Raw genomic sequence first — 21470 nt, forward strand, 5'->3', positions numbered from 1 at the left:
ATGACCGATACCAAGACCAAGATCTCGATCCGCAATCTCTACAAGATATTCGGAGAGAATCCCGAGGTGGCCCTGCAACAGGTCAAGGATGGAATGGGCAAGACCGAGCTTCAGGAAACGCACAACCACGTTCTTGGCCTCAACGATATCAATATCGATATCGAGACCGGCAAATCGACGGTCATAATGGGATTGTCCGGCTCGGGCAAATCGACGCTTATCCGTCACCTCAACCGGCTCATCGAGCCGACTTCGGGCGAAGTATGGGTGGAAGGCGAAAACATTCTCGAGTTCGGCGAAGCGCAATTGCGGCATCTGCGTCAGCGCAGAATGTCGATGGTGTTCCAGAAGTTCGCACTGCTGCCGCATCGCACGGTGCTGCAAAACGCCGGCCTCGCGCCCTCCATCGAAGGGCAGAACGAACGCAAATACGCAGACGAGGCGCGCAAATGGCTCGACCGTGTCGGGCTGCAGGGGCAGGGCGACCAGTATCCACATCAGCTCTCGGGCGGCATGCAGCAGCGGGTGGGCATCGCCCGTGCGCTGACCAGCAATTCCGACATCATGCTGATGGACGAAGCGTTTTCAGCCCTCGACCCGCTGATCCGCACCGATATGCAAAACCTTCTGAACGAGCTGCAGGCCGAATTGCAGAAGACCGTGGTGTTCATCACCCACGATCTCGACGAGGCGCTGAAACTGGCCGATCATCTGGTGATCCTCAAGGATGGTTTCGTCGTCCAGCAGGGCGAACCGCAGCATATATTATTGCATCCGGCGGATCCCTACATCGAGGATTTCGTCAGCGACATCAACCGCGCCCGCGTGCTGCGGGTGCGTTCGGTCATGCTGAAGACACCCGACGCACATGGCGAACGCGCAGGCGAGATCGATCATGACGACACGCTCGAATCGGTGATCGCGCGGTCGGAAGGCGACACAGCTCTCAGCTACCGGGTGATGAAGGACGGCAAGCCGGTTGGCGTGCTGGATATGCGCAAACTTGTCCGCGCCCTGGTGCCGTCGGCACAATCGGAAGATCCGGAAAGTGCGCGTCGCAGCGGCTGACGCGGCACTCCACCTATGGGGCAGAGGCTAAATCGACGATTGCTCGCTGATCAGCAATCCGCACGGGAGGTACGTTTGTGCTGTGCAGCGCTGGCACCTCGCTACCGGAATGCCCCTTCACACCTCCGCCTGGTGCTCTCGCCAGATAATAAACACTCCGCTTGCGATGATCACCGCCGCGCCCACAAATGTCAGCGCGTCCGGGATCTCGTTCCAGAACAGCCAGCCGAGAGCCGTGGCCCAGATGATGGCGGTGTAGTCCAAGGGCGCCACGACCACGGCGGGCGCGAGGCGGAAGGCCTGTGTCATCAGGGTCATGCCGGCGGTGCCGAAGATGGCGACGGCGGCAAAGAGCCATAGATCCTGCGCGTTCACCGGGGTCCAGACGAAGGGGACAAGGAACAGGCTGATCAATGCGCCGGTGGCCGTCATGTAGAGCAGAAGGGTCCAGACGCTCTCGCGCGTATCGACCCAGCGCGCTGACAGCATCAGAAGCGCGTAGATGAAGGCAGTGGCGACCGGCAACAGCGAGATTGTCTCGAAAGCTGAGGTGCCAGGACGGACGGCAATCAGGACGCCGAGAAAGCCGACAGCGACGGCGAGCCAGCGCCGCCAGCCGACATGCTCGCGAAACATCAGCGCCGAGAGAGCGGTGATGAACAACGGTGCGACAAAGATCAGTGCCGTGGCTTCAGCGAGGCCCATATAGGTAATCGAGGTGAAGAACAGGTAGGTTGCAGCGATCCAGAGCCCGCCGCGCAACATATGCGCAAGCGGCCGGTGCGAGCGCAGCGCCGGGGCGCCACCCATCTTCCAGGCGATCAGGATGGCGAAGGGCAGGGCGATCAGGTTGCGCAGGAACTGGATCTGAAGCGGTGAATAGCTCGCTGTCAGTGTCTTTGCCAGCGCGTCGTTGACGCAAAGGCAAGCAACGCCGACGCACATCATGATAATGCCCGCAGACGTGCGAGTTCTCTGTTCGGTCGGTTTTTGCAGCAAGATTCGCTCCCCGTCTCAGTGGGGCAACCTAGCAGCATCGGCTCGAAAATCGAGTGCGATGTTGGCGCGGCGAGTGCGTGGATCAAGTCCGAGGTGAAGGGGTGCTGAAACTGTCGCCCGGTCTGCCATCAGCCGTATTCGTTCATCGTGTGCAGCTCATACTCCGCTACCTCGTCGCCGTCCTGGTTCAGCACTGCAACATGCCAGCGGACTTCGCCATATTCGTCGGTGCGGCGGGTCTTGCGCTTGACGGTGAGCTGCACCGAGATGGCGTCGCCGGGCGAGACCGGTTTCATGAATTTCAGCCCGTCCAGACCGGTGTTGGCGAGCACCGGGCCGGGGTCGGGGGAGACGAACAGGCCGGCTGCGAAGGACAGAAGCAGGTAGCCGTGGGCGACGCGGCCTGGGAAGAACGGGTTGGCCTTGGCGGCTTCCTCGTCCATGTGGGCGTAAAAGGTGTCGCCGGTGAAATGGGCGAAAGTCTCGATGTCTTCGAGCGTCACCGTGCGCGGACCCGCTTCGATGGTGTCGCCAATCTGCAGCTCGTCGAAGGTGCGGGTGAAGGGGTGGGCGGTTGATATCGGCTTGGCCGCGCCCTTGATCCAGGTGCCTGTGATGCCGGAGATGATGTCGGGGCTGCCCTGGATGGCGGTGCGCTGCATGTAATGCATGACGCCGCGGATGCCGCCGAGTTCCTCGCCGCCACCAGCGCGGCCGGGGCCGCCGTGAACCATGTGCGGCAATGGCGAGCCGTGGCCGGTGGCTTCCTTGGCGCTGTCGCGGTTGTTGACATAGATGCGGCCATGCGAGGCGCCGGCATCCATCAGCAGCGAGCGGGCGACGGCGGGATCATGGGTGATGACGGATGCGACAAGGCTGCCCCTGCCGCGGTTCATCAGCTGGCCCGCGTGGGCGAGATCGCGGTAGGGCATCAGTGTTGCCACCGGGCCGAAGGCCTCGACCGAGTGCACGGCGTCGGCCTTGTCCGGATCATCGCAGGCAAACAGCATCGGCGGCACGAAGGCGCCTTTCGTCTTGTCCGCGCCGTCGACTTCGAAGGATTCCGGATCGCCGGTGAGAACCCGGCCCTCGGCGGCAATGCGGCTTGCCTTGTCCAGCACGTCGGATTTCTGCGCGGCGGAGGCGAGTGCGCCCATGCGGGTGGTCTCGAGCGCAGGATCGCCGATGCGGGTTTTCGAGAGCTTTTCAGCAATCGCGTCGCCGACAGGGCCGAGCAGGGCCTGAGGAACGATGATGCGGCGGATGGCGGTGCATTTCTGGCCGGCTTTCGCGGTCATCTCGCGGACGGCTTCCTTGACCAGAATGTCGAATTCGGGGCTGCCTTCGGTCACATCTGGCCCCAGCACGCTGGCGTTGAGGCTGTCCTGTTCGGCGACGAAGCGGACGCTTTTCTCAAGCAGGATCGGATTGGAACGCAGCATCAGTGCGGTCTTGGCCGAGCCGGTGAAGCCGACGACGTCCTGGTAATCGAGCCGGTCGAGCAGATCGCCGAGACCGCCGGAGACCAGTTGCAGCGCGCCGTCGGGGAGGAGGCCGGATTCAATCATGCGGCGGACGCATTGCTCGGTGACATGGCAGGTGGATGTTGCCGGTTTGACGATCGCGGGCATGCCTGCGAGCAGCGTCGGCGCCAGTTTCTCGAGCATGCCCCAGACTGGGAAATTGAAGGCGTTGATGTGGACTGCGACGCCCTGCAGCGATGTGGCGACATGCTGGCCGACGAACGTGCCGGTGCGCGAGAGCATTTCGAGTTCGCCGTCGACATAGATGTGGCCATCGGGCATTTCGCGACGGCCTTTTGAGGCGTAGACCATCATGGTGCCGATGCCGCCGTCGATGTCGATCATGGCGTCGGACTTGGTGGCGCCGGTGGTGTAGGACAGGGCGTAGAGCTCGTCCTTGAACTTGCCGAGTTCGAGTGCCAAGGCTTTGAGCATTCGGGCGCGATCATGGAAGGTCATGGCCCTCAGCGCCGGCCCACCCTTCTGCCGGGCGTAATCAATCATGGCTTGCGCATTGAGCGAGGCCTGGCCTGCGATGGCGAGCGGCTGGCCGGTTACGGCGCTGGCGATGGGACGGGCGCCGTCATCGGCAGCGGTCCACTGACCGGTGAGATAACTGTGCACATTGATCAAACCCATGTCTCTCTCCCTGATGGCGGCCGGGCCGCCCTTTATCCTGCATTTGATTTCGCGCGTGGGGCGATTATGCCTTGAAAACGCCGGCTGCTTTCCAGGAGCCGGGACTTTGTGCGGCGATGGCCTCGAATGCCTCGCGCATCCGGTCCATGCCGGTTTCCTCAGCCCAGAACATCGGGCCACCGAGGTGCTTGGGGAAGCCGTATCCTTCGGTCCAGACGATATCGACGGCGGTGTCGCTGGTGGCGATGCCTTCCTCAAGGATCAGATTGGCTTCGTTGACGATGGCTGCCATGATGCGCACGACGATCTCGTCGGTGGTGAAGGACTGCTCGGTTGTGCCGTGTTCTGCCCGCCAGGAAGCAACCATCGCAAGAACCTCCGGGTCAGGCTTGCCGGTGCCGTCGGTATGATCGTACCAGCCTTTTTTCGCCGCGCTTCCGCGGCCCTGACGGCCCATTTCGCAGAGCTTGTCGGCGATATCGACATATCGGCCGGGCCAGGTGCCCGCTGCCAGTTGGCGCTTGCGGTTGGCCCAGCTGATCTGCAGCCCGGTGCGGTCCTGCAGCTCATAGGGTCCCATCGGCATGCCGAGGCTGCGCATGGCTTTGTCGACATCGTAGGGCGAAGCGCCGTCGGCGACCATGTAATCTGCCTGGCGACGGTAGGCGGAGAGGATGCGGTTTCCGATGAAACCATCACAGACGCCGGTTTCGACCGGGATCTTGCCGAGGCCGCGGGCAAAGGCGAAGGCGGTGGCCATGGTCTGATCGCTGGTGACCGAGGTGCCGACGACTTCGACCAGCTTCATGATGTTGGCGGGCGAGAAGAAATGCAGGCCGAGAAAACGACCCGGTCCGGGCATGCCTTCGCTGATAAGGTTCGGATCAAGATAGGATGTGTTGGTGGCGATCAGTGCGGTCTCTGACATCACGTCCGAGAGTTGCTTGAACACCGCACGCTTGACTTCGGGGTCTTCAAACACGGCCTCGATGGCGATGTCGGCGTCGCTCGCTGCCGCGTAATCCGCACCTGCGGCGAATGCCGCGCGACGGGCTTCAGCCTTCTGTTCGGTAATGCGGCCCGAGGCCAGGTCCTTGGCGATAATTTCCTCGACCCGGCTGCGACCGGCTTCCGCGCTTTCGACATCGCGTTCGAGAATCGTGACCCGATGACCGGCGGCGAGGCTCGCCGCCGCGATGCCCGCGCCCATCAGACCGCCGCCGACGATGGCAACATGGGAAATGGCTGCAGGCTCAAGAGCCTTCAGGCGCTCCGGCCTTGTGACCGAGCGGCTGGCAAAGAACAGCCGACGCAGGGCGCGTGACTGGGAACTTGCGCGCAGGTCCAGATGGGTCTGGCGTTCGATCTTGCTGCCTTCGGCGAATGAGAGTTTGGCGGCCAGCGCTGTGGTTTCGAGCGCGATCATCGGTGCATCAGCGCCCTTGGCGGATTTGGTGATCTCGGCCTTGAGCGCGGTGAGGTCGGCGTCCTCGACGGCGCGAGCGGATGTGTTTTCGGGGCGTGCGGGCAGGGTGTCGCGGAACGCGGCCAGGGCTGCCATCTGATCGCCGTTGAAGACGAGATCGAGGCCACCGAACTCTTCGAATGTCTTTGCATTGACTGGCTTGCCGTTGGCGGCCATGCGCGCGGCGCGCTCCAGTCCGATGACGCGGGGCAGTCGTTGGGTGCCGCCAGCGCCCGGGATCAGGCCGAGCGTGACTTCGGGCAGGCCGAACCTGGTCTTTTCATCTGCAATCCGCCAGGCGCAGGCAAGCGCCAGCTCAAGCCCTCCGCCGAGCACTGTGCCATGCATGAGAGCGATGAACGGGGTCTGGCTGGCTTCGATCGCGTCGAGCACATCGGGCAAATGCGGCAACGGTGGTGGTCCGGCGAATTCGGAGATATCGCCACCGGCGACGAAGGTCCGCCCGGCGCAGACAATTGCGGCGGTGGCGCAATTGGCTTCGTTGACAAGGCGCACGGCCTCCATCAAGCCCTTGCGTACGCTGACCGAGAGCGGATTGACCGGGGGATTGTCGATGGCCACCAGGGCGTGACCATCCTGGATGACGACATCGACCACCTTTGCTTCCGGACCTGATTGAAGGGTGGCGGAATGGGTCGTCACGATGGCGGCTCCTCGAGAGATTTTTTGAAAAGATTGGCGGTGAATATCACTGTTTTATTAATTGACCAACCGGTCGGCTTATGCAACCCTTATTTTCAGGAGGACCCTTGCGATGAGTGAACCGGTAGTACATTCCTGGAACGGCGGCGTGCTGGAAATCACGCTCAACCGGCCGGATCGACTGAACTCTTTCAATGACGAGATGCACGCGGTGATGGCCGATTGCATGGCCACCGCACGGGACGATGCGCGGTGCCGGGCGGTGCTGCTGACCGGCGCGGGGCGGGGGTTTTGCGCAGGCCAGGATCTGTCGGCGCGCAATCCGGACGCGATGGACGGCCCGCCGGATCTTGGCGACACGATTTCGCGTTTCTACAACCCGCTTATCCGCAGCATCCGCAATCTGGAGAAGCCGATTGTCTGCGCCGTCAATGGCGTGGCTGCAGGCGCAGGTGCAAACCTGGCGCTGGCCTGCGACATCGTGCTTGCGGCGCGTAGCGCCAAGTTCATCCAGTCGTTCGCCCGGGTCGGCCTCATTCCCGACGCCGGCGGTTCGTGGATGCTGCCGCGGCTGATCGGCGAGGCGCGGGCCAAGGCAATTGCCATGACTGCGGAGCCGGTCAGTGCGGAGCGGGCGGAACATTGGGGCATGATCTGGAAGTCCTATGACGACGCCGAACTGATGACCGAGGCAAGGGCGCTGGCTTCACGTCTCGCCCTTGGACCAACCTTCGGACTGGGCAAGATGAAGAGCCTGATCCAGGCCGCTGCCGGCCACGAGCTCGACGTGCATCTTGATCTTGAAGCCAAGACGCAACGCGAGGCCGGGTTCTCTGCAGATTACGCCGAGGGCGTGCGGGCCTTTCTTGAAAAGCGCGATCCGAAGTTCGGAGGCAGCCAATGAGCGGTATTTCCGATCAGGAACGCGCCGAGCGGTCATCCGCTGCTATGCTGAAGGACGACCACACCACCAAGGGCATGGGCATGACAATCGATGCCGTGGGGCCGGGTCTGGCGACGCTTTCGATGGTGGTGCGCAAGGATCATCTCAACGGTCATGGTTCGTGCCACGGCGGCGCGATCTTCACGCTGGCCGACAGCGCGTTTGCCTTTGCCTGCAACAGCCACAACACCATGACGGTCGCCCAGCATTGTTCGGTGACCTTCCTGGCGCCGGGGCGTGAGGGCGACCGGCTGACGGCAACGGCGCGGGAAGTGGCGCTGGCCGGCAGGTCAGGTATCTACGACGTGACGGTGACACGCGAAGATGGCACCACAATTGCCGAGTTTCGCGGATTGTCGCGGACCGTCTCGGGCACGCATTTTGAAGAACCGGCCGCTTAAGGGCGGCGCACAGTTTGGGAGGAGCGCGCGAGGCTGAAGGCCGCCGCCGCCCGTGGAGTTGAGGAAAAACCGATGCTTGATTTGACGCCCGACCGGGCAAGCCTTGATCCGATTGAAACTGCGTCGCGTGATGAAATATCCGCGCTGCAGCTCAGCCGCATGAAATGGTCGCTGGCCCATGCCTATGAGAACGTGCCGCACTACAAGGCGTCGTTTGATGAAAAGGGCGTGCATCCGGACGATCTCAAGACGCTGGCCGACCTTTCCAAATTTCCATTCACCACCAAGATCGATCTGAGGGACAACTACCCCTTCGGCATGTTTGCCGTGCCGCGCGAGAAGGTTGTCCGCGTCCACGGATCATCGGGCACGACCGGCAAGCCAACCGTCGTTGGCTACACCGCCGGTGACATCGACATGTGGTCCAATCTGGTAGCGCGCTCGATCCGCGCCTCGGGCGGGCGTGCCGGCGACATCGTGCATGTATCTTATGGCTACGGGTTGTTTACCGGCGGTCTCGGCGCGCATTACGGCGCCGAGCGGCTGGGCTGCACCGTGGTGCCGATCTCGGGCGGCATGACCGAGCGGCAGGTGTCGCTGATCACCGACTTCAAACCGCGCGTCATCATGGTGACGCCGTCCTATATGCTCTCGATCCTCGACGAGTTCCGGCGTCAGGGCGTCGATCCGCGCGAAAGTTCGCTGGCGGTCGGCATTTTCGGGGCCGAGCCCTGGACCAATTCGATGCGCAGCGAGATCGAGCAGGCCTTCGACATGCATGCTGTCGATATCTACGGGCTGTCGGAGATCATGGGGCCGGGCGTTGCCAATGAATGCGTCGAGACCAAGGATGGCCTGCACATCTGGGAAGACCATTTCTACCCCGAGGTGATCGATCCGGTTACCGGCGAGGTTCTGCCTGATGGAGAGATCGGCGAACTCGTGTTCACGACGCTGAGCAAGGAAGCGCTTCCGATGGTGCGTTATCGCACGCGTGACCTGACACGGCTGTTGCCGGGCACCGCGCGCTCGATGCGGCGGATGGAGAAGATCACCGGGCGTTCGGATGACATGATCATCCTGCGCGGGGTCAATGTGTTTCCGACCCAGATCGAGGAGCAGATCCTCAAATGTGCGGGCCTTGCGCCGCATTTCCAGATCGAGCTGAGCACCAATGGCCGCATGGACGACATGACGGTTCATGTTGAATCCACGGCTTCTGCTGCCAGTGAAGCTGCGCGCGCCGCGTCCGCCAAGGAGCTGGCGCATCACATCAAGAGTGTCGTCGGCGTCACTGCCCGCATCGACGTGGCCGAGCCCGGCAATGTTGTGCGTTCCGAAGGCAAGGCCAAGCGTGTGGTCGACAACCGGAACCGGGCCTGAACCCATGGCCCGGACCATCGCCAAGGATCATGAAGCCAAACGCGAGGCGATTCTGAAGACCGCCGCCGTTTTCTTCGCGAAGCAGGGCTTTGACCGGGCCTCAATGGGCAAGCTGGCGGATGCCTGCGGTGTGTCCAAGGCACTGATTTATCACTACTATCCGTCGAAAGATGCGTTGCTGTTCGATATTCTCGACACGCATCTGACAGCGCTTGTGGAGGTGGTGGAGACCACGGCCTCCCAGCCCGGCACTGCCTCCGAACGGCTCCGCGCGCTGGTCCGCGCGATCCTGATTGCCTACCGGGACTCCGACGCAGAACACAAGGTGCAGCTCGATGCACTGTCATCACTGCCGGAGGACAACCAGATCCATCTGCGCGCGCTGCAGCGGCGGTTGGTTGCCTGCATGTCGGAAAGCGTGCGCGAAATCGAGCCCGAGCGGTTTGTCAGCCGGCCCGAACTGCTGGCGCCAGTGACGATGTCGGTGTTCGGCATGCTCAACTGGTTCTATCTCTGGTACAAGCCGGGCGGTCCGGTAGACCGTGACGCCTATGCGGACATCGTTGCGGATCTGGTCATCGGCGGGCTGCCTGCGGTGTGTGCCGGTGAGGCGGCTAGCTAGAACAGGTATGTCTATCGAAGCTGGATGGACATCCAGCCGGCGGTGATTTTGACAGCTCAGGCTCAATTCCCGACAGGTTGCCGCGAATTTCGGCGGAAAAAATACCACCCTGTCCACAACACCGCGTAGAGCGCCAAGGCTGCGTAGATTGCCGGTTGAGGACTGTCGGGCAAACTGATCGAGCCCGCGTAGGATGCGATCAACACATAGGGAAGCGTGCTCAGGCTAAAATAGCCCACGTAATGAGCGAATGGCATGTTGGTGGCTCCAGCCATGCAAGCGGTCACTTCTGGAACTATGGGGGCCGCACGGGAGAGCACAATCATGGTGGGACCATTGCGTTTGAAGGCTTGCGCCATCTCCTGCCGCTCTTCCTTGTCGCGCACCAAAAATGAAACAGCCCGTGCGCCCCAGATGCGGCTGATGCCATAACCGGAAAATGCGGCCAGCGACATGCCCGTGAATGCGGCGGCGGCTCCGGCTGGAAAGCCAAGGAAAAATCCACCCAATATTGTAATTGTCAGTGTTGGAACAGCGACAAACAAATCCAGAAACAGCAGCAGAACAACGGTTCCGGCCAGCCAGAACGGATCGACACGTCCGGCCAGTTCGAGCCAGTGGTTGACGTTCTCCACCGTCAGAATGCCGAGGATGCGGCCCAGAATGAAGGTAAGGGCGAAAGCTGCTCCCAGGAACAGCATTACTTTGATCAGAGGTTTCATGAGTTTATCCCGCCTTCATGATGTTCTGTGCAAGCCGAGGAGAGAGGCGCTGTATCAGCCGCAGTAACTTCACTTTGCCGATATCGATGTTCGGCCCGGAAGATTGCATCCCACGGATGATTTGGGCGGCAGCTTGCTCGACGGATATTTTCGCCTTGCCTCTGCCTTTCGTCATGGCTGTATCAATCAATGGCAGGAATACCTGTTTGACCTCGATATTGGTGTCTTCAAACTGGTACGCCAGCGATTGGGACAAAATGTTGAGGGCGCCTTTGGTGGCGCAGTAAACGGCTGAACTGGTCTTTGGCACCAAGCCCAGACCGGAGTTGATGTTAACAATCATTGATGGATTTGGCTGCAGGAGGTTGGGCAGTAGAAGATGGATGAGACTGCAAACGGAGGTGAAATTGATATCGATCTCCCGCTTGATGGTTTCATAGCGGAAATTTTCGTCGAGAAAGTGCGGCGTGTACTGAACAGCTGCATTGTTGATCAGGATATCGATTTTCTTCTCGCTTCGGACCAGAAGATCAGCAGCTCTTTCGACAGATTTCAGATCTGCTAGGTCCGCCTCATAGATTTGGACGCGGTCGAATGAGCGGCGCAGATTTTCGAGGCCGGTGGACATGCGGGCGATAATCGAGATTACATTTTCATCCTGGAGTTGTTTCAAAAGCTCAAGCCCGAGGCCCGATGCGCCGCCGGTTATGACGATGTGTTTGTCGACAATGCCCATGAAGAATTCCTGCTATGGCTGGTTCATGTTCAAATTTCGTGCAAACTAGGCAGGCGTTTCGGTTCTGGAATTAACCCAAGTCAAAAGTCATGAAATTAGGCGAGTTTATTGCACAGAACGGCACCTCGCTTTCGAAGCAGCCAGGGCAGCATTTGTTCCGGCAGGGGGATCAGGACTCTTCGCTGTACTTCGTAAAAACAGGATTGTTGAAGGCCTATTATCTGTCTGCGGACGGCAAGGAGAACATCAAATCCTTTATCCTGCCGGATGATTATATCGGCAGTTTGATGGCGAGCCATGCGGGAAAGTCCTGCACCTTCAGTCTTGTTTGCCTGAAGCAATGTGACCTGACAGTCTTGCCGTTCAACACCCTGTATCAGGCAGTTCGAACTGACCCCGACATCTCGGCCGCCGTTGTCGACTTCCTCCTGGGCTTTGCGATGAAAAAGGAAGTTCGCGAGTACGAGCTGCTGTGTCTTTCGGCGCAGGACCGATACAAAAGGCTGCTGGAAAATACACCTGATATCCTGAAACTCGTGACGCAGAACGAGATCGCCCGTTATCTCGGGGTTACGCCTGTCGGGTTGAGCCGTATCAAGAAGCGCCTGACGACCTGACGCAGACCGCTGTATTGATGCCCGGGGGCGGGCGGGGCGGCCATCTGGTTGCCAAAGTCAGTTACCTGTCATTTCCCCTGGCATTTTGCGCTTGAGCGGTGCGTGGACCGGTGTAAAGCGCCCTTGGCCGGATCAGCTGGTTGGCGGTTCGCTGCTCCAGCCCATGCGCGATCCAGCCGACCGAGCGGCCGATTGCAAACAGCAGGAAGGCGGAGCCCTCGGGCAATCCCAGATAGCGTCTGAGGGCGACAAGCGCGAAGTCGAGTGATGGCTCTGCTCCTGTCAGTTGCCTTGCCGCCTCAACCAGTTGGGCGGCCTCGGCAAAATCCGGTGCTATCGTCGCCAGAAGCGCCTTGGCGCGGATATCGCCGTCCGGATAAAGCGGATGGCCAAAGCCCGGCAGCGTGTCGCCGGTCCGCACCCTGTCGCGGAGGCTTTTGACTGGGTCGATGCTGTTCCAGACTGTTTCGACGCTTGTCGTCGTCGCTCCATGCTTGACGCCGCTCAAGGCTGCGAGCGCGCCGACAATGACCGGCTTCAGTGATGCGCCAGTGGACGCCACGCAGCGCGCGGTGAAGCTGGAAGCGTTGAGTTCATGATCGGCGCAAAGGACAAGGGCCTGGCGGATAAGATCGGCGCCGGGTCCATCAACGCCCCAGGCTGCGGCCAGCTGCTGGTGGATCAGGGCCGATTGCGGCGCTTGCCTGAGAGCGGAGGCGGTGAGGATGCGCACCAGATCGCCGCCGCCGCGCGCTTGTGAAGCCGGATCGGTTCGCCATGCCGAGGTCGGGTCATTGCGCGCTGCCACGGCGAACAAGGGCAACAGGGTTTCTGTTGCCGGCGCAGCGGCGACCTGTGCGGCCAGCTCAATATAGGCCTTGATGGTCATCGGGGCGCGGCGCGGGAAGGCCGTCTCCGCAGGCGCCTGCCAGAGCAGGGCCGCGATGTCTTCAAGCGATGCAGTGCGAGATAGCTCCACCGCGCTCTGGCCACGATAGTAGCACTGGCCATCCTCAATCAGCGTCAATCCGGATTCCAGCACCGGCATGCCCCAGTCGAGCGTTGCCTTGGCGATTTCCTTCGGTTTGCGGCCACGCCGTCTTGTTTCGGCCAATTGCTCGACGGCATCGGCCAGATAGCGGCTCTGGCGCGGATCGTCGGCGGGCACGGCCTTGATCAGTCCGCGGCTGACATAGGCGTAAAGCGTCTGGCGCGAAACACCCAGGCGGTTCGCCGCTTCCTTGGCATCAATGTAGTCCGCCATATGAAAACCCTATGGTTGATTAATATGATCAATATTGACGATATCTGGATCCTGCGATCATGTGAAGCTCTAACGCTGAAAGGAGCCTTGCCATGGCGCAGATGCAGACAAGTGAGGAAACCGGTGTGCGCAGGATGACGTCCAAGCTTTGGAGCGCCTTGGGTGGAAAGCTGGAACTGGCTGAAAGTGTAAAAATTGCCGGGCACGGCTCTTTGCCGTCAATCTTTGCAGTCAGCGATTTTGCGGCCGCCACGATTGCCACGGCGGGGCTTGCGCTTGCCGAGTGGACCGAAGTGCGGTCGAGAGATGTGCCGTCTATCACGGTGGACCGGCGGCTGGCGTCGCTGTGGTTCGGGTTTTCGATTGCGCCGCAGGGCTGGGAGCTTCCGCCGGTATGGGATCCGATCGCAGGCGACTATGCCTCCGCCGATGGCTGGATCCGACTTCATACCAATGCGCCGCACCACCGCGACGCAGCGCTCCGCGTGTTGGGAACGGGGGCCGAACGTGCGGCGGTGGCGGAAGTGGTTGCGACATGGCGGGCTGACGAGCTGGAAGCGGCGATCGTGGCTCAAGGCGGGTGTGCCGCTGCCATGCGCAGCGGGGAGGATTGGGCGGATCATCCGCAAGGTCGGTCCGTGTTGGCGGAACCGCTGATGCGGATTGAAACAGGGGCCACAGCAGCAAGATTTGCTGATGGTTTCGATGCATCGCGACCGCTGGCCGGTGTGAAAGTTCTGGATCTGACGCGGGTGCTGGCAGGCCCGGTTGCGACGCGGTTTCTGGCAGGCTTCGGCGCTGACGTGCTGCGGATTGATCCGCCCGGGTGGGATGAGGGCGCGATAATCCCCGAGGTTATGCCGGGCAAGCGGTGCACGCGGCTTGATCTGAAAACGGCGGCCGGTCTGGATTGCTTCAAGTCGCTTCTGGCTGAGGCTGATGTTCTGGTGCACGGCTACCGATCGGACGCGCTTGAGGCCTTGGGGCTGGGTGCCGATGTCCGCGCCAGTATTCGCTCGGGTCTGATTGATGTGTCGCACGACGCCTATGGCTGGACAGGATCGTGGGCCAACCGGCGCGGGTTTGACAGTCTGGTGCAGATGAGTTCCGGCATTGCCCACGCCGGAATGGCCGCCGCCGGGGCAGGCCGGCCGGTACCGTTGCCGGTTCAGGCGCTCGATCATGGCACCGGTTATCTTCTCGCTGCGGCTGCAGTGCGCGGGCTGACGTGGCGGCAGATACAGGGCACAGGATCGCGGTCGCGGACGTCGCTTGCGCGCGTCGGCGGCTTTCTGACTTCGTACCCGCAGGGCGCGATCAACAGCCTTATTGGCAAGCCTGAAACGTCCGACTACCTGGGAGACATCGAGCTGACCGACTGGGGCCCGGCCTTGCGTTTGCGGTCACCCTTGACGCTGGGAGGTGCAGTGATGCGCTGGGAAAAGCCTGCGGGGGAACTGGGGACATCGCCAGCGGAGTGGTGAAACTTACCGGCGGCATCGACCAACCGCCGAGGGGAAGACGTGGGTAATTTGTTGCCCATTCGCTCTCGCCCGTGGGCAATAAATTGCCTGTATCGATGTTCGGATTTGCCCAAGGTGGCTGAATTCATGTACAGCGGTGGTCTGGCATGCGCATTGCAAGCTGACATCCGTATTCAAGTGCAGCGAAGATGAACGCTTCGCAATAATAATAAGATGGAGGAGAAACCTATGATCACAATCAACCGCAGAAGCCTCGTAACGCTGATGGCCGCGACAGCCATGGGCCTGTCGCTCGCACCGGCCAAGGCCGACCAGTTTGTCAACATCCTGACCGGCGGTACCTCGGGCGTTTACTATCCGCTCGGCGTAGGCCTGTCGAAGATCTATGCCGAGAAGATCGACGGCGTACGTACCCAGGTCCAGTCGACCAAGGCTTCGGTCGAAAACCTCAACCTGCTGCAGCAGGGCAAGGGTGAACTGGCTCTGGCGCTTGGCGATTCCGTCAAGCTTGCGTGGGAAGGCGATCCGGAAGCCGGTTTCAAGGCTCCGCTCGACAAGCTGCGCGGCATTGCAGCGGTCTATCCCAACTACATCCAGATCGTTGCGTCGAAAGAGTCCGGAATCAAGAACTTCGCTGACCTCAATGGCAAGAGCCTGTCGGTTGGTGCGGCAAAGTCCGGCACCGAACTCAACGCCCGCAAGATCTTTTCTGCTGCCGGCATGTCCTATGACGATCTTTCCAAGACGGAATATCTGCCATTTGCGGAATCGGTCGAGCTGATCAAGAACCGCCAGCTGGATGCAACACTGCAGTCGGCCGGTCTCGGCGTGTCGTCGATCAAGGATCTTTCGACCTCGATTGACGTGCAGATCGTTGCCGTTCCCGATGATGTGGTGAAGGCGCTTGGCGCACCCTACATCGCGGCAACCATTCCGGCCGGCACCTACAATGGCCAGGACGCCGATGTCAGCACCGTGGCCGTGGTCAACTTCCTCGTCACGCATTCCGATGTCAGCGACGATCTCGCCTACGAGATGACCAAGCAGCTGTTCGAGAACCTTCCCGAGCTGGAAGCAGCACACAAGGCCGCAGCCCAGATCAAGCTCGAAAGCGCGCTGAACGGTATGCCGCTGCCGCTGCACCCGGGCGCCGAGCGCTACTACAAGGAAAAGGGCATGATGTAAGACCGGGCGAAAGTTCGGTCAGCATCATCGTTTGACCGTGGCGGCCACTTCAACGCGTGGCCGCCACGGGTACTTGTGTCCTGGGGAGACAACGCATGCTTCATGATCAGACACCGCATCAGGCTCCGGAAGATCAACCCGACCTCGGCCTGCATGATCCGCTGGCGGAAAGCTTTCCTGCCACACGCGAAGGCCGTTTGCTGTTCTGGATTGCACTGGCTTTTTCGGTCTTCCAGATTGCCACCGCGGCCCATATCGTGGATTTCGCGAGCCAGGTGGTGCGGGCGATCCATGTCGGCTTCCTGATGCTTCTGACATTCCCGCTGGTCGCGCTGGCAAGGAAATCCGGCCCTGCAGTCAAGGCGGTTGCCTGGTTTGCAGCGGGGCTCGGCGTCCTTGTCGCCTTCTATCAATGGTATGAATATACAGAGCTGTTGTTGCGCGCAGGCGACCCTCTCGACCGGGACATCGTTCTGGGCGTGATTGCGCTCGTAACCGTGTTTGCTGCAGCCTGGGTGATCATGGGGCCGGCGCTGCCGATCATTTCCGGCGCCTTCCTGGCCTATTGCCTGTTCGGCGAGTATCTGCCGGCGCCGTTCGATCATCGGGGTTACGATTTCGCCCAGGTGATCGACCATATGGCCTACGGCACCGAAGGCATTTACGGCATCCCGATCTTCGTTTCTTCAAGTTTCATTTTCCTGTTCATCCTGTTCGGCTCGTTTCTCGAGAAGGCAGGCATGATCCAGCTGTTCACCGACGTGTCGCTCGGGCTGGTTGGCCACAAGCGCGGTGGGGCTGCCAAGGTCTCGGTGATCTCGTCGGGCCTGATGGGAACGATCTCCGGATCCGGCGTCGCCAATGTGGTGACGACAGGGCAGTTCACCATTCCGCTTATGAAGAGTTTCGGCTACCGCGCAGCCTTTGCCGGCGGCGTGGAAGCGACCTCATCGATGGGTGGTCAGCTGATGCCGCCTGTGATGGGGGCGGTGGCCTTCATCATGGCCGAGACGCTCGGCGTCGAATATTATGAAGTGGTGCAGGCGGCGATCATTCCGGCCGTGCTCTATTTCGCGTCCGCCTTCTGGATGGTGCATCTGGAGGCCGGCAAGCACAATCTGGTCGGCTTGCCAAAGAGCGAACTTCCATCGCCGATGAAGGCGCTGAAAGCCCAGTGGTATCTGGTGCTGCCACTGTTGATGCTGATCTATCTGTTGTTTTCTGGCTATACGCCGCTGTTTGCAGGAACTGTCGGCCTGGCGCTGACGGTGCTGCTCATTCTTGGCGGTTCGATTGCGCTCGGCCTGCCTGCAGGCGTGATCCGGATCATGTTCTGGATCGGGCTCGGACTGGTTGCCGCAGCCTTCCTGCAATTCGGCATCATGGTGGTCCTGGCTGCAGTGCTGGCACTGGTTGGCTGGAATGCACTGAGCAAGGGTGGCCGCGAGACGCTTGCGATCTGCCGGGATTCCCTGGCCGAGGGCGCCAAGACGGCGCTGCCTGTCGGTGTCGCCTGCGCCGTGGTCGGCATCATCATCGGGACGATGACGCTGACCGGGGCTGCCAATACGTTCGGTCAGTTCATCGTCTCTGTCGGCGACAAGAGCCTGTTTCTGTCGCTGGTGCTGACGATGATCACCTGCATCGTGCTGGGGATGGGGATACCGACAATTCCGAACTACATCATCACCTCGTCGATTGCCGGGCCGGCGCTTCTGGAGCTGGGCGTGCCGCTGATCGTCAGCCACATGTTCGTGTTCTATTTCGGCATTCTGGCCGATCTGACGCCGCCGGTGGCGCTCGCCTGTTTTGCCGCAGCACCAATTGCCAAGGAGAACGGGCTGAAGATCTCGATGGAGGCGATCAAGGTGGCCGCCGCAGGCTTCGTCATCCCGTTCATGGCGGTCTACACGCCGGCGCTGATGCTGCAGGACGGAGGACCGCTGGCGGCGGAGATCGGTTACATTCCCGCGGTCATCTACATTGTCGCCAAGACGGCTCTTGCGATTGGGTTGTGGGGCGCCGCGGTGATCGGTTTTCTCGGCAGCCGGCTTGGTTGGCCGCTCAGGGGCCTCGGGATGATCGCGGCTTTTACCCTGATTGCGTCGCTACCGCTGACCGACGAGATTGGCTTTGCGCTGGCGGCAGTTTTCGCGTTTTTGGCCTATCGCCAGATGCGCGGGCGCGAGGCAGCGGTCTGAATGGTACTCGCGCTCTGCGTCACGGCAGGCGGCAAGGCGGTGGCCATTGCTGCCACGCTGTTCAGTCTGTCCTGGACCCACTCGGTGGAAAAGACCGAATGGCTGGAGAACTGGCGGGTGACACCCTCAGGTCTTGAACTGACCGAAGCGCGGGTCAAGGGATCGGGTGCCGGAATGGATCCGGGCGAGGGGGCCCGGCTCGAAGATGGCTGGTGGGTGTGGTCGCCCGAGATGCCCATAGTGCCCGAACTGGTTCTGGCGTCTTCCGGCGCAACTGTGTCTGCGTGGAAACTGTGCCACAAGGACGGCTGTGTAGAGCTTGGCGCCGAGGCGCAAGAGCCGGTGCGGATCAGTCCCTGCCAGCGTTGAATTGTTGCTTGGTCTCTCAGTGGCAACGCCTCTATGCATTTTGCAGATGCAACACTACAGTACCACTATATCGCGGCAGGTCTGATATGGTCGTGATGTGTACTGGTTGGAGAGAGCATAAACACGATGGGCAGGTTTTCATTTCCGATGGCTCAGGGCCGCGCTGAAGCACTGGGCGAAATTCATGCGCGCCCGTTCGCGCTGGTGGGCAAGTCCCGCGTCATCTTCCAGCTGGCATTTCTGACAGAAGGCGGCTCGGTGGTGGACCATGCAGTGCTGGCCGGTCTTGCCCGCGCCAGAGGCGTGGCGGTGCCCGGGCGCGATACCGCGCATTTCTCGATGCCGTGGGGGCAGGGCACTCTGCGCTGGGAACGGCATACGGAATTCTCAACCTATTTCTGGGATACGCCGGCGCCATCAAAATTTGGCGACGTTGTCGATACGCATCCGTTCGGTGACCAGTTTTCGCCGCCGGGCAGCATGATTTCCGGAATCCGGCTTGAGGTGCGGGCGGATTCACCTGAGACGGAAGCCGCGATGGAGTCGTTCGATCCCACGAGCCTTTGCATAAGTGAGGTGAAGGGCGGTCAGGCCATGATTGCCACGGACTTCCGGCAGGACGGCGATGGGCTCACGCGCATACTGGTGATCGACAAGGGCATGACAGATGCCGGTCGCGGTGCTGTGGTGCAGCGGCTCCTCGATATCGAGACCTACCGGACGCTTGCGGCGCTGGGACTGTCGCTTGCCCGCTCCTTGTCGCCCGAAATGCGTCGGATCGAGGACAATCTGACCAAGATCACGCAAGCCATGAAGACCGGCGCGCGTGACAATGCTGACAGCCTGCTTGCGGAAATCACCATTCTCGCGGCGGAACTGGAGGCGAGTGCTGCACTGAGCCTCTACCGCTTTGGAGCCAGTCGCGCTTATTACAACATTGTCGGCGAGCGCATCTCATCGCTCGCGGAAACCCAGCAGCCGGGGATCGAGACCATCGGCGCGTTCCTGGAGAAACGGCTGGCGCCTGCCATGCGCACGTGCCAGTCGATCGAAGAACGCCAGGCCAACCTGTCGCGCAAGCTTTCGCGCGCCACTTCCCTTCTGCGAAGCTGGATCGATGTCGAACTCGAACGCCAAAACAGCGCGCTGTTGAGTTCCATGAACCGCCGGGTGAAGTTGCAGCTCAGAATGCAGCAGACCGTGGAGGGGCTCTCGGTGGCCGCGATTTCCTATTATATCGTCGGTTTGTTCGGCTATCTCGCCAAGCCGCTGGATGCGCTCGACCTGCCGGTCAAATCCGGTCTGGCATCGAGCCTGTTTGTCCCAATCGCCATCGGCTTTACCTGGATGGTGGTGCGATCGATCCGCAAGGGCCACGATGTTGAGGACCAGGCCGGCGGCGACTGATGGCGGTGCACGCAGAGCTTTCGCGGCCCTTGTTGCATCCAAGAGGCAGTAAATAGGACCCGCCACGTTTCGTTCCTGACACGGGCGGGCAGGAAAAAAGCCGCCCTGAAGGCGGGCGGCTTTCTCTCGACCAAGATGGATCAGAAATCCATTCCGGCTGGCATGGCCGGAGCCGGTGCATCCTTCTTGGGCTTCTCTGCGATCATCGCTTCTGTTGTGACCAGCAGGCCGGCAACGGATGCGGCGTCCTGCAGGGCGGTGCGAACCACCTTGGCCGGGTCAATGACGCCCATCTTGTAGAGGTCGCCATATTCGCCGGTCTGCGCGTTCCAGCCCCATGCGCGGTCAGTCTTCTCGCGCAGTTTGCCGACGATGATGGAGCCTTCCGCACCGGCGTTCTGAGCGATCTGGCGCACCGGCGCCTCGATGGCACGGCGGACGATGTCAATGCCGACGCGCTGGTCGTCATTGGCGGGCTTGAGGCCGTCAAGCGCGCCGATGGAGCGCAGCAGGGCAACGCCGCCACCAGGCAGGATACCTTCCTCGACCGCTGCGCGGGTGGCGTGCAGCGCGTCGTCGACCCGGTCCTTCTTTTCCTTGACCTCGACTTCGGTGGAGCCACCGACGCGAATGACGCCGACACCGCCGGCAAGCTTGGCCAGCCGCTCCTGCAGCTTCTCGCGGTCATAATCGGAGCTGGTTTCCTCGATCTGCGCCTTGATCTGGGCGATGCGGCCGTCGATTTCCTTGCGTGAGCCGGCTCCGTCGATGATGGTGGTGTTTTCCTTCTCGATCGACACCTTCTTGGCGCGGCCGAGCATCTCGAGCGTGACATTCTCGAGCTTGATGCCGAGATCCTCGGAGATCACCGATCCACCGGTGAGGATGGCGATGTCCTCGAGCATGGCCTTGCGGCGGTCGCCGAAGCCCGGCGCCTTGACGGCGGCGATCTTGAGCCCGCCACGCAGCTTGTTGACCACGAGTGTGGCCAGCGCTTCGCCCTCGACGTCCTCGGCGACGATCAGCAGCGGCTTGCCGGACTGGACCACGGACTCGAGAACCGGGAGCATGGCCTGCAGGTTGGAGAGCTTCTTTTCGTGGATGAGAACATAGGGATCTTCCAGCTCGACACGCATCTTGTCCTGATTGGTGACGAAGTAGGGCGAGAGGTATCCGCGGTCGAACTGCATGCCCTCGACAACTTCGAGTTCGGTTTCGGCGGTCTTGGCTTCCTCGACCGTGATCACGCCGTCATTGCCGACCTTCTGCATGGCTTCGGCGAGATAGCGGCCGATTTCAGTATCGCCATTGGCGGAGATGGTGCCAATCTGGGCGATCTCGTCGTTGTTCGAGATCTTGCGGGCGCTGGACCTGAGGTCCTGAACGATCGCGTCGACGGCAAGGTCGATGCCGCGCTTCAAGTCCATCGGGTTGAGGCCGGATGCAACGGCCTTTGCGCCTTCCTTGACGATTGCCTGGGCCAGCACAGTTGCGGTGGTGGTGCCGTCACCGGCCAGATCGTTGGTCTTGGAAGCGACTTCGCGCAGCATCTGCGCGCCCATGTTTTCGAACTTGTCCTCAAGCTCGATTTCCTTTGCGACGGAGACACCGTCCTTGGTGATGCGCGGCGCACCGAAGGATTTGTCGATGACGACATTGCGGCCCTTGGGCCCCAGTGTGACCTTCACAGCGTCAGCGAGAATGTCGACGCCGCGCAGCATCTTCTCGCGTGCGTCGGTATGAAACTTGACGTCTTTAGCAGCCATTTTTCGATCCTTT

The 21470-nt window shown here is 61.2% G+C and carries 18 protein-coding genes; 11 read left to right on the forward strand and 7 right to left on the reverse strand.

Going from position 1 to position 21470, the window contains the following annotated elements; translation table 11 throughout:
- Positions 1-1068: a betaine/proline/choline family ABC transporter ATP-binding protein gene (locus WNZ14_RS10915; RefSeq protein WP_342868680.1), complete on the forward strand. Its 1068-nt coding sequence runs from the start codon at positions 1-3 to the stop codon at positions 1066-1068.
- A 117-nt stretch (positions 1069-1185) separates the two neighbouring features.
- Here WNZ14_RS10915 and WNZ14_RS10920 read toward each other — a convergent pair whose 3' ends face one another.
- The 3 genes from WNZ14_RS10920 to WNZ14_RS10930 form a co-directional block, all read right to left on the reverse strand.
- Positions 1186-2067 (reverse strand): DMT family transporter, encoded by an 882-nt coding sequence (locus tag WNZ14_RS10920; RefSeq protein ID WP_342868681.1) that lies wholly within the window; start codon positions 2065-2067, stop codon positions 1186-1188.
- A gap of 128 nt (positions 2068-2195) precedes the next feature.
- Entirely contained in the window at positions 2196-4229 is a 2034-nt protein-coding gene (gene paaZ / locus WNZ14_RS10925) for a phenylacetic acid degradation bifunctional protein PaaZ (RefSeq protein WP_342868682.1), read from the reverse strand.
- A 64-nt stretch (positions 4230-4293) separates the two neighbouring features.
- Complete coding sequence (locus WNZ14_RS10930) at positions 4294-6357, reverse strand: 3-hydroxyacyl-CoA dehydrogenase NAD-binding domain-containing protein (RefSeq protein ID WP_342868683.1); 2064 nt, start codon at positions 6355-6357, stop codon at positions 4294-4296.
- A gap of 112 nt (positions 6358-6469) precedes the next feature.
- On the opposite strand from WNZ14_RS10930, the gene paaG reads away from it, so the two are divergent.
- The 4 genes from paaG to WNZ14_RS10950 all read left to right on the forward strand — a co-directional run bounded on the left by paaG (position 6470) and on the right by WNZ14_RS10950 (position 9706).
- Entirely contained in the window at positions 6470-7261 is a 792-nt protein-coding gene (gene paaG, locus WNZ14_RS10935) for a 2-(1,2-epoxy-1,2-dihydrophenyl)acetyl-CoA isomerase PaaG (RefSeq protein ID WP_342868684.1), read from the forward strand.
- Complete coding sequence (gene paaI / locus WNZ14_RS10940; protein ID WP_342868685.1) at positions 7258-7701, forward strand: hydroxyphenylacetyl-CoA thioesterase PaaI; 444 nt, start codon at positions 7258-7260, stop codon at positions 7699-7701. Before paaG ends, paaI begins: the two co-directional genes overlap by 4 nt.
- A 72-nt stretch (positions 7702-7773) precedes the next feature.
- Positions 7774-9084, forward strand: coding sequence for a phenylacetate--CoA ligase PaaK (gene paaK, locus WNZ14_RS10945; RefSeq protein ID WP_342868686.1), 1311 nt, complete (start codon positions 7774-7776; stop codon positions 9082-9084).
- A 4-nt stretch (positions 9085-9088) separates the two neighbouring features.
- Positions 9089-9706 carry a TetR/AcrR family transcriptional regulator gene (locus tag WNZ14_RS10950; protein ID WP_342868687.1) on the forward strand — a complete coding sequence of 206 codons (618 nt, stop codon included), beginning with the start codon at positions 9089-9091 and terminating at the stop codon, positions 9704-9706.
- A gap of 62 nt (positions 9707-9768) precedes the next feature.
- Here WNZ14_RS10950 and WNZ14_RS10955 read toward each other — a convergent pair whose 3' ends face one another.
- Positions 9769-10428, reverse strand: coding sequence for a VTT domain-containing protein (locus tag WNZ14_RS10955; RefSeq protein ID WP_342868688.1), 660 nt, complete (start codon positions 10426-10428; stop codon positions 9769-9771).
- A 4-nt stretch (positions 10429-10432) separates the two neighbouring features.
- Entirely contained in the window at positions 10433-11164 is a 732-nt protein-coding gene (locus WNZ14_RS10960; protein ID WP_342868689.1) for an SDR family NAD(P)-dependent oxidoreductase, read from the reverse strand.
- A gap of 89 nt (positions 11165-11253) precedes the next feature.
- Here WNZ14_RS10960 and WNZ14_RS10965 point away from each other — a divergent pair, with 89 nt between their 5' ends.
- Positions 11254-11781 (forward strand): Crp/Fnr family transcriptional regulator, encoded by a 528-nt coding sequence (locus WNZ14_RS10965; protein ID WP_342868690.1) that lies wholly within the window; start codon positions 11254-11256, stop codon positions 11779-11781.
- A 61-nt stretch (positions 11782-11842) separates the two neighbouring features.
- Here the strand turns inward: WNZ14_RS10965 and WNZ14_RS10970 are convergent, their stop codons facing one another.
- Positions 11843-13045, reverse strand: a complete 1203-nt coding sequence (locus WNZ14_RS10970) for a citrate synthase family protein (RefSeq protein ID WP_342868691.1) — start codon at positions 13043-13045, stop codon at positions 11843-11845.
- 92 nt (positions 13046-13137) lie between these two features.
- On the opposite strand from WNZ14_RS10970, the gene WNZ14_RS10975 reads away from it, so the two are divergent.
- From WNZ14_RS10975 to WNZ14_RS10995, 5 genes are all read left to right on the forward strand, one after another.
- Entirely contained in the window at positions 13138-14529 is a 1392-nt protein-coding gene (locus tag WNZ14_RS10975) for a CoA transferase (RefSeq protein ID WP_342868692.1), read from the forward strand.
- A 228-nt stretch (positions 14530-14757) separates the two neighbouring features.
- Positions 14758-15714 carry a TAXI family TRAP transporter solute-binding subunit gene (locus WNZ14_RS10980; RefSeq protein WP_342868693.1) on the forward strand — a complete coding sequence of 319 codons (957 nt, stop codon included), beginning with the start codon at positions 14758-14760 and terminating at the stop codon, positions 15712-15714.
- A 95-nt stretch (positions 15715-15809) separates the two neighbouring features.
- Complete coding sequence (locus WNZ14_RS10985) at positions 15810-17915, forward strand: TRAP transporter permease (protein ID WP_342868694.1); 2106 nt, start codon at positions 15810-15812, stop codon at positions 17913-17915.
- Positions 17916-18284, forward strand: coding sequence for a DUF1850 domain-containing protein (locus WNZ14_RS10990; RefSeq protein WP_342868695.1), 369 nt, complete (start codon positions 17916-17918; stop codon positions 18282-18284).
- A 126-nt stretch (positions 18285-18410) separates the two neighbouring features.
- Positions 18411-19691, forward strand: a complete 1281-nt coding sequence (locus WNZ14_RS10995) for a DUF3422 family protein (RefSeq protein WP_342868696.1) — start codon at positions 18411-18413, stop codon at positions 19689-19691.
- A gap of 140 nt (positions 19692-19831) precedes the next feature.
- Here the strand turns inward: WNZ14_RS10995 and groL are convergent, their stop codons facing one another.
- Positions 19832-21457 (reverse strand): chaperonin GroEL, encoded by a 1626-nt coding sequence (groL, locus tag WNZ14_RS11000; protein ID WP_342868697.1) that lies wholly within the window; start codon positions 21455-21457, stop codon positions 19832-19834.
- Positions 21458-21470 lie beyond the last annotated feature (13 nt).

It is taken from the genome of Hoeflea sp. AS60 (genome assembly GCF_038900115.1).
Classification (GTDB): Bacteria; Pseudomonadota; Alphaproteobacteria; order Rhizobiales; family Rhizobiaceae; genus Hoeflea.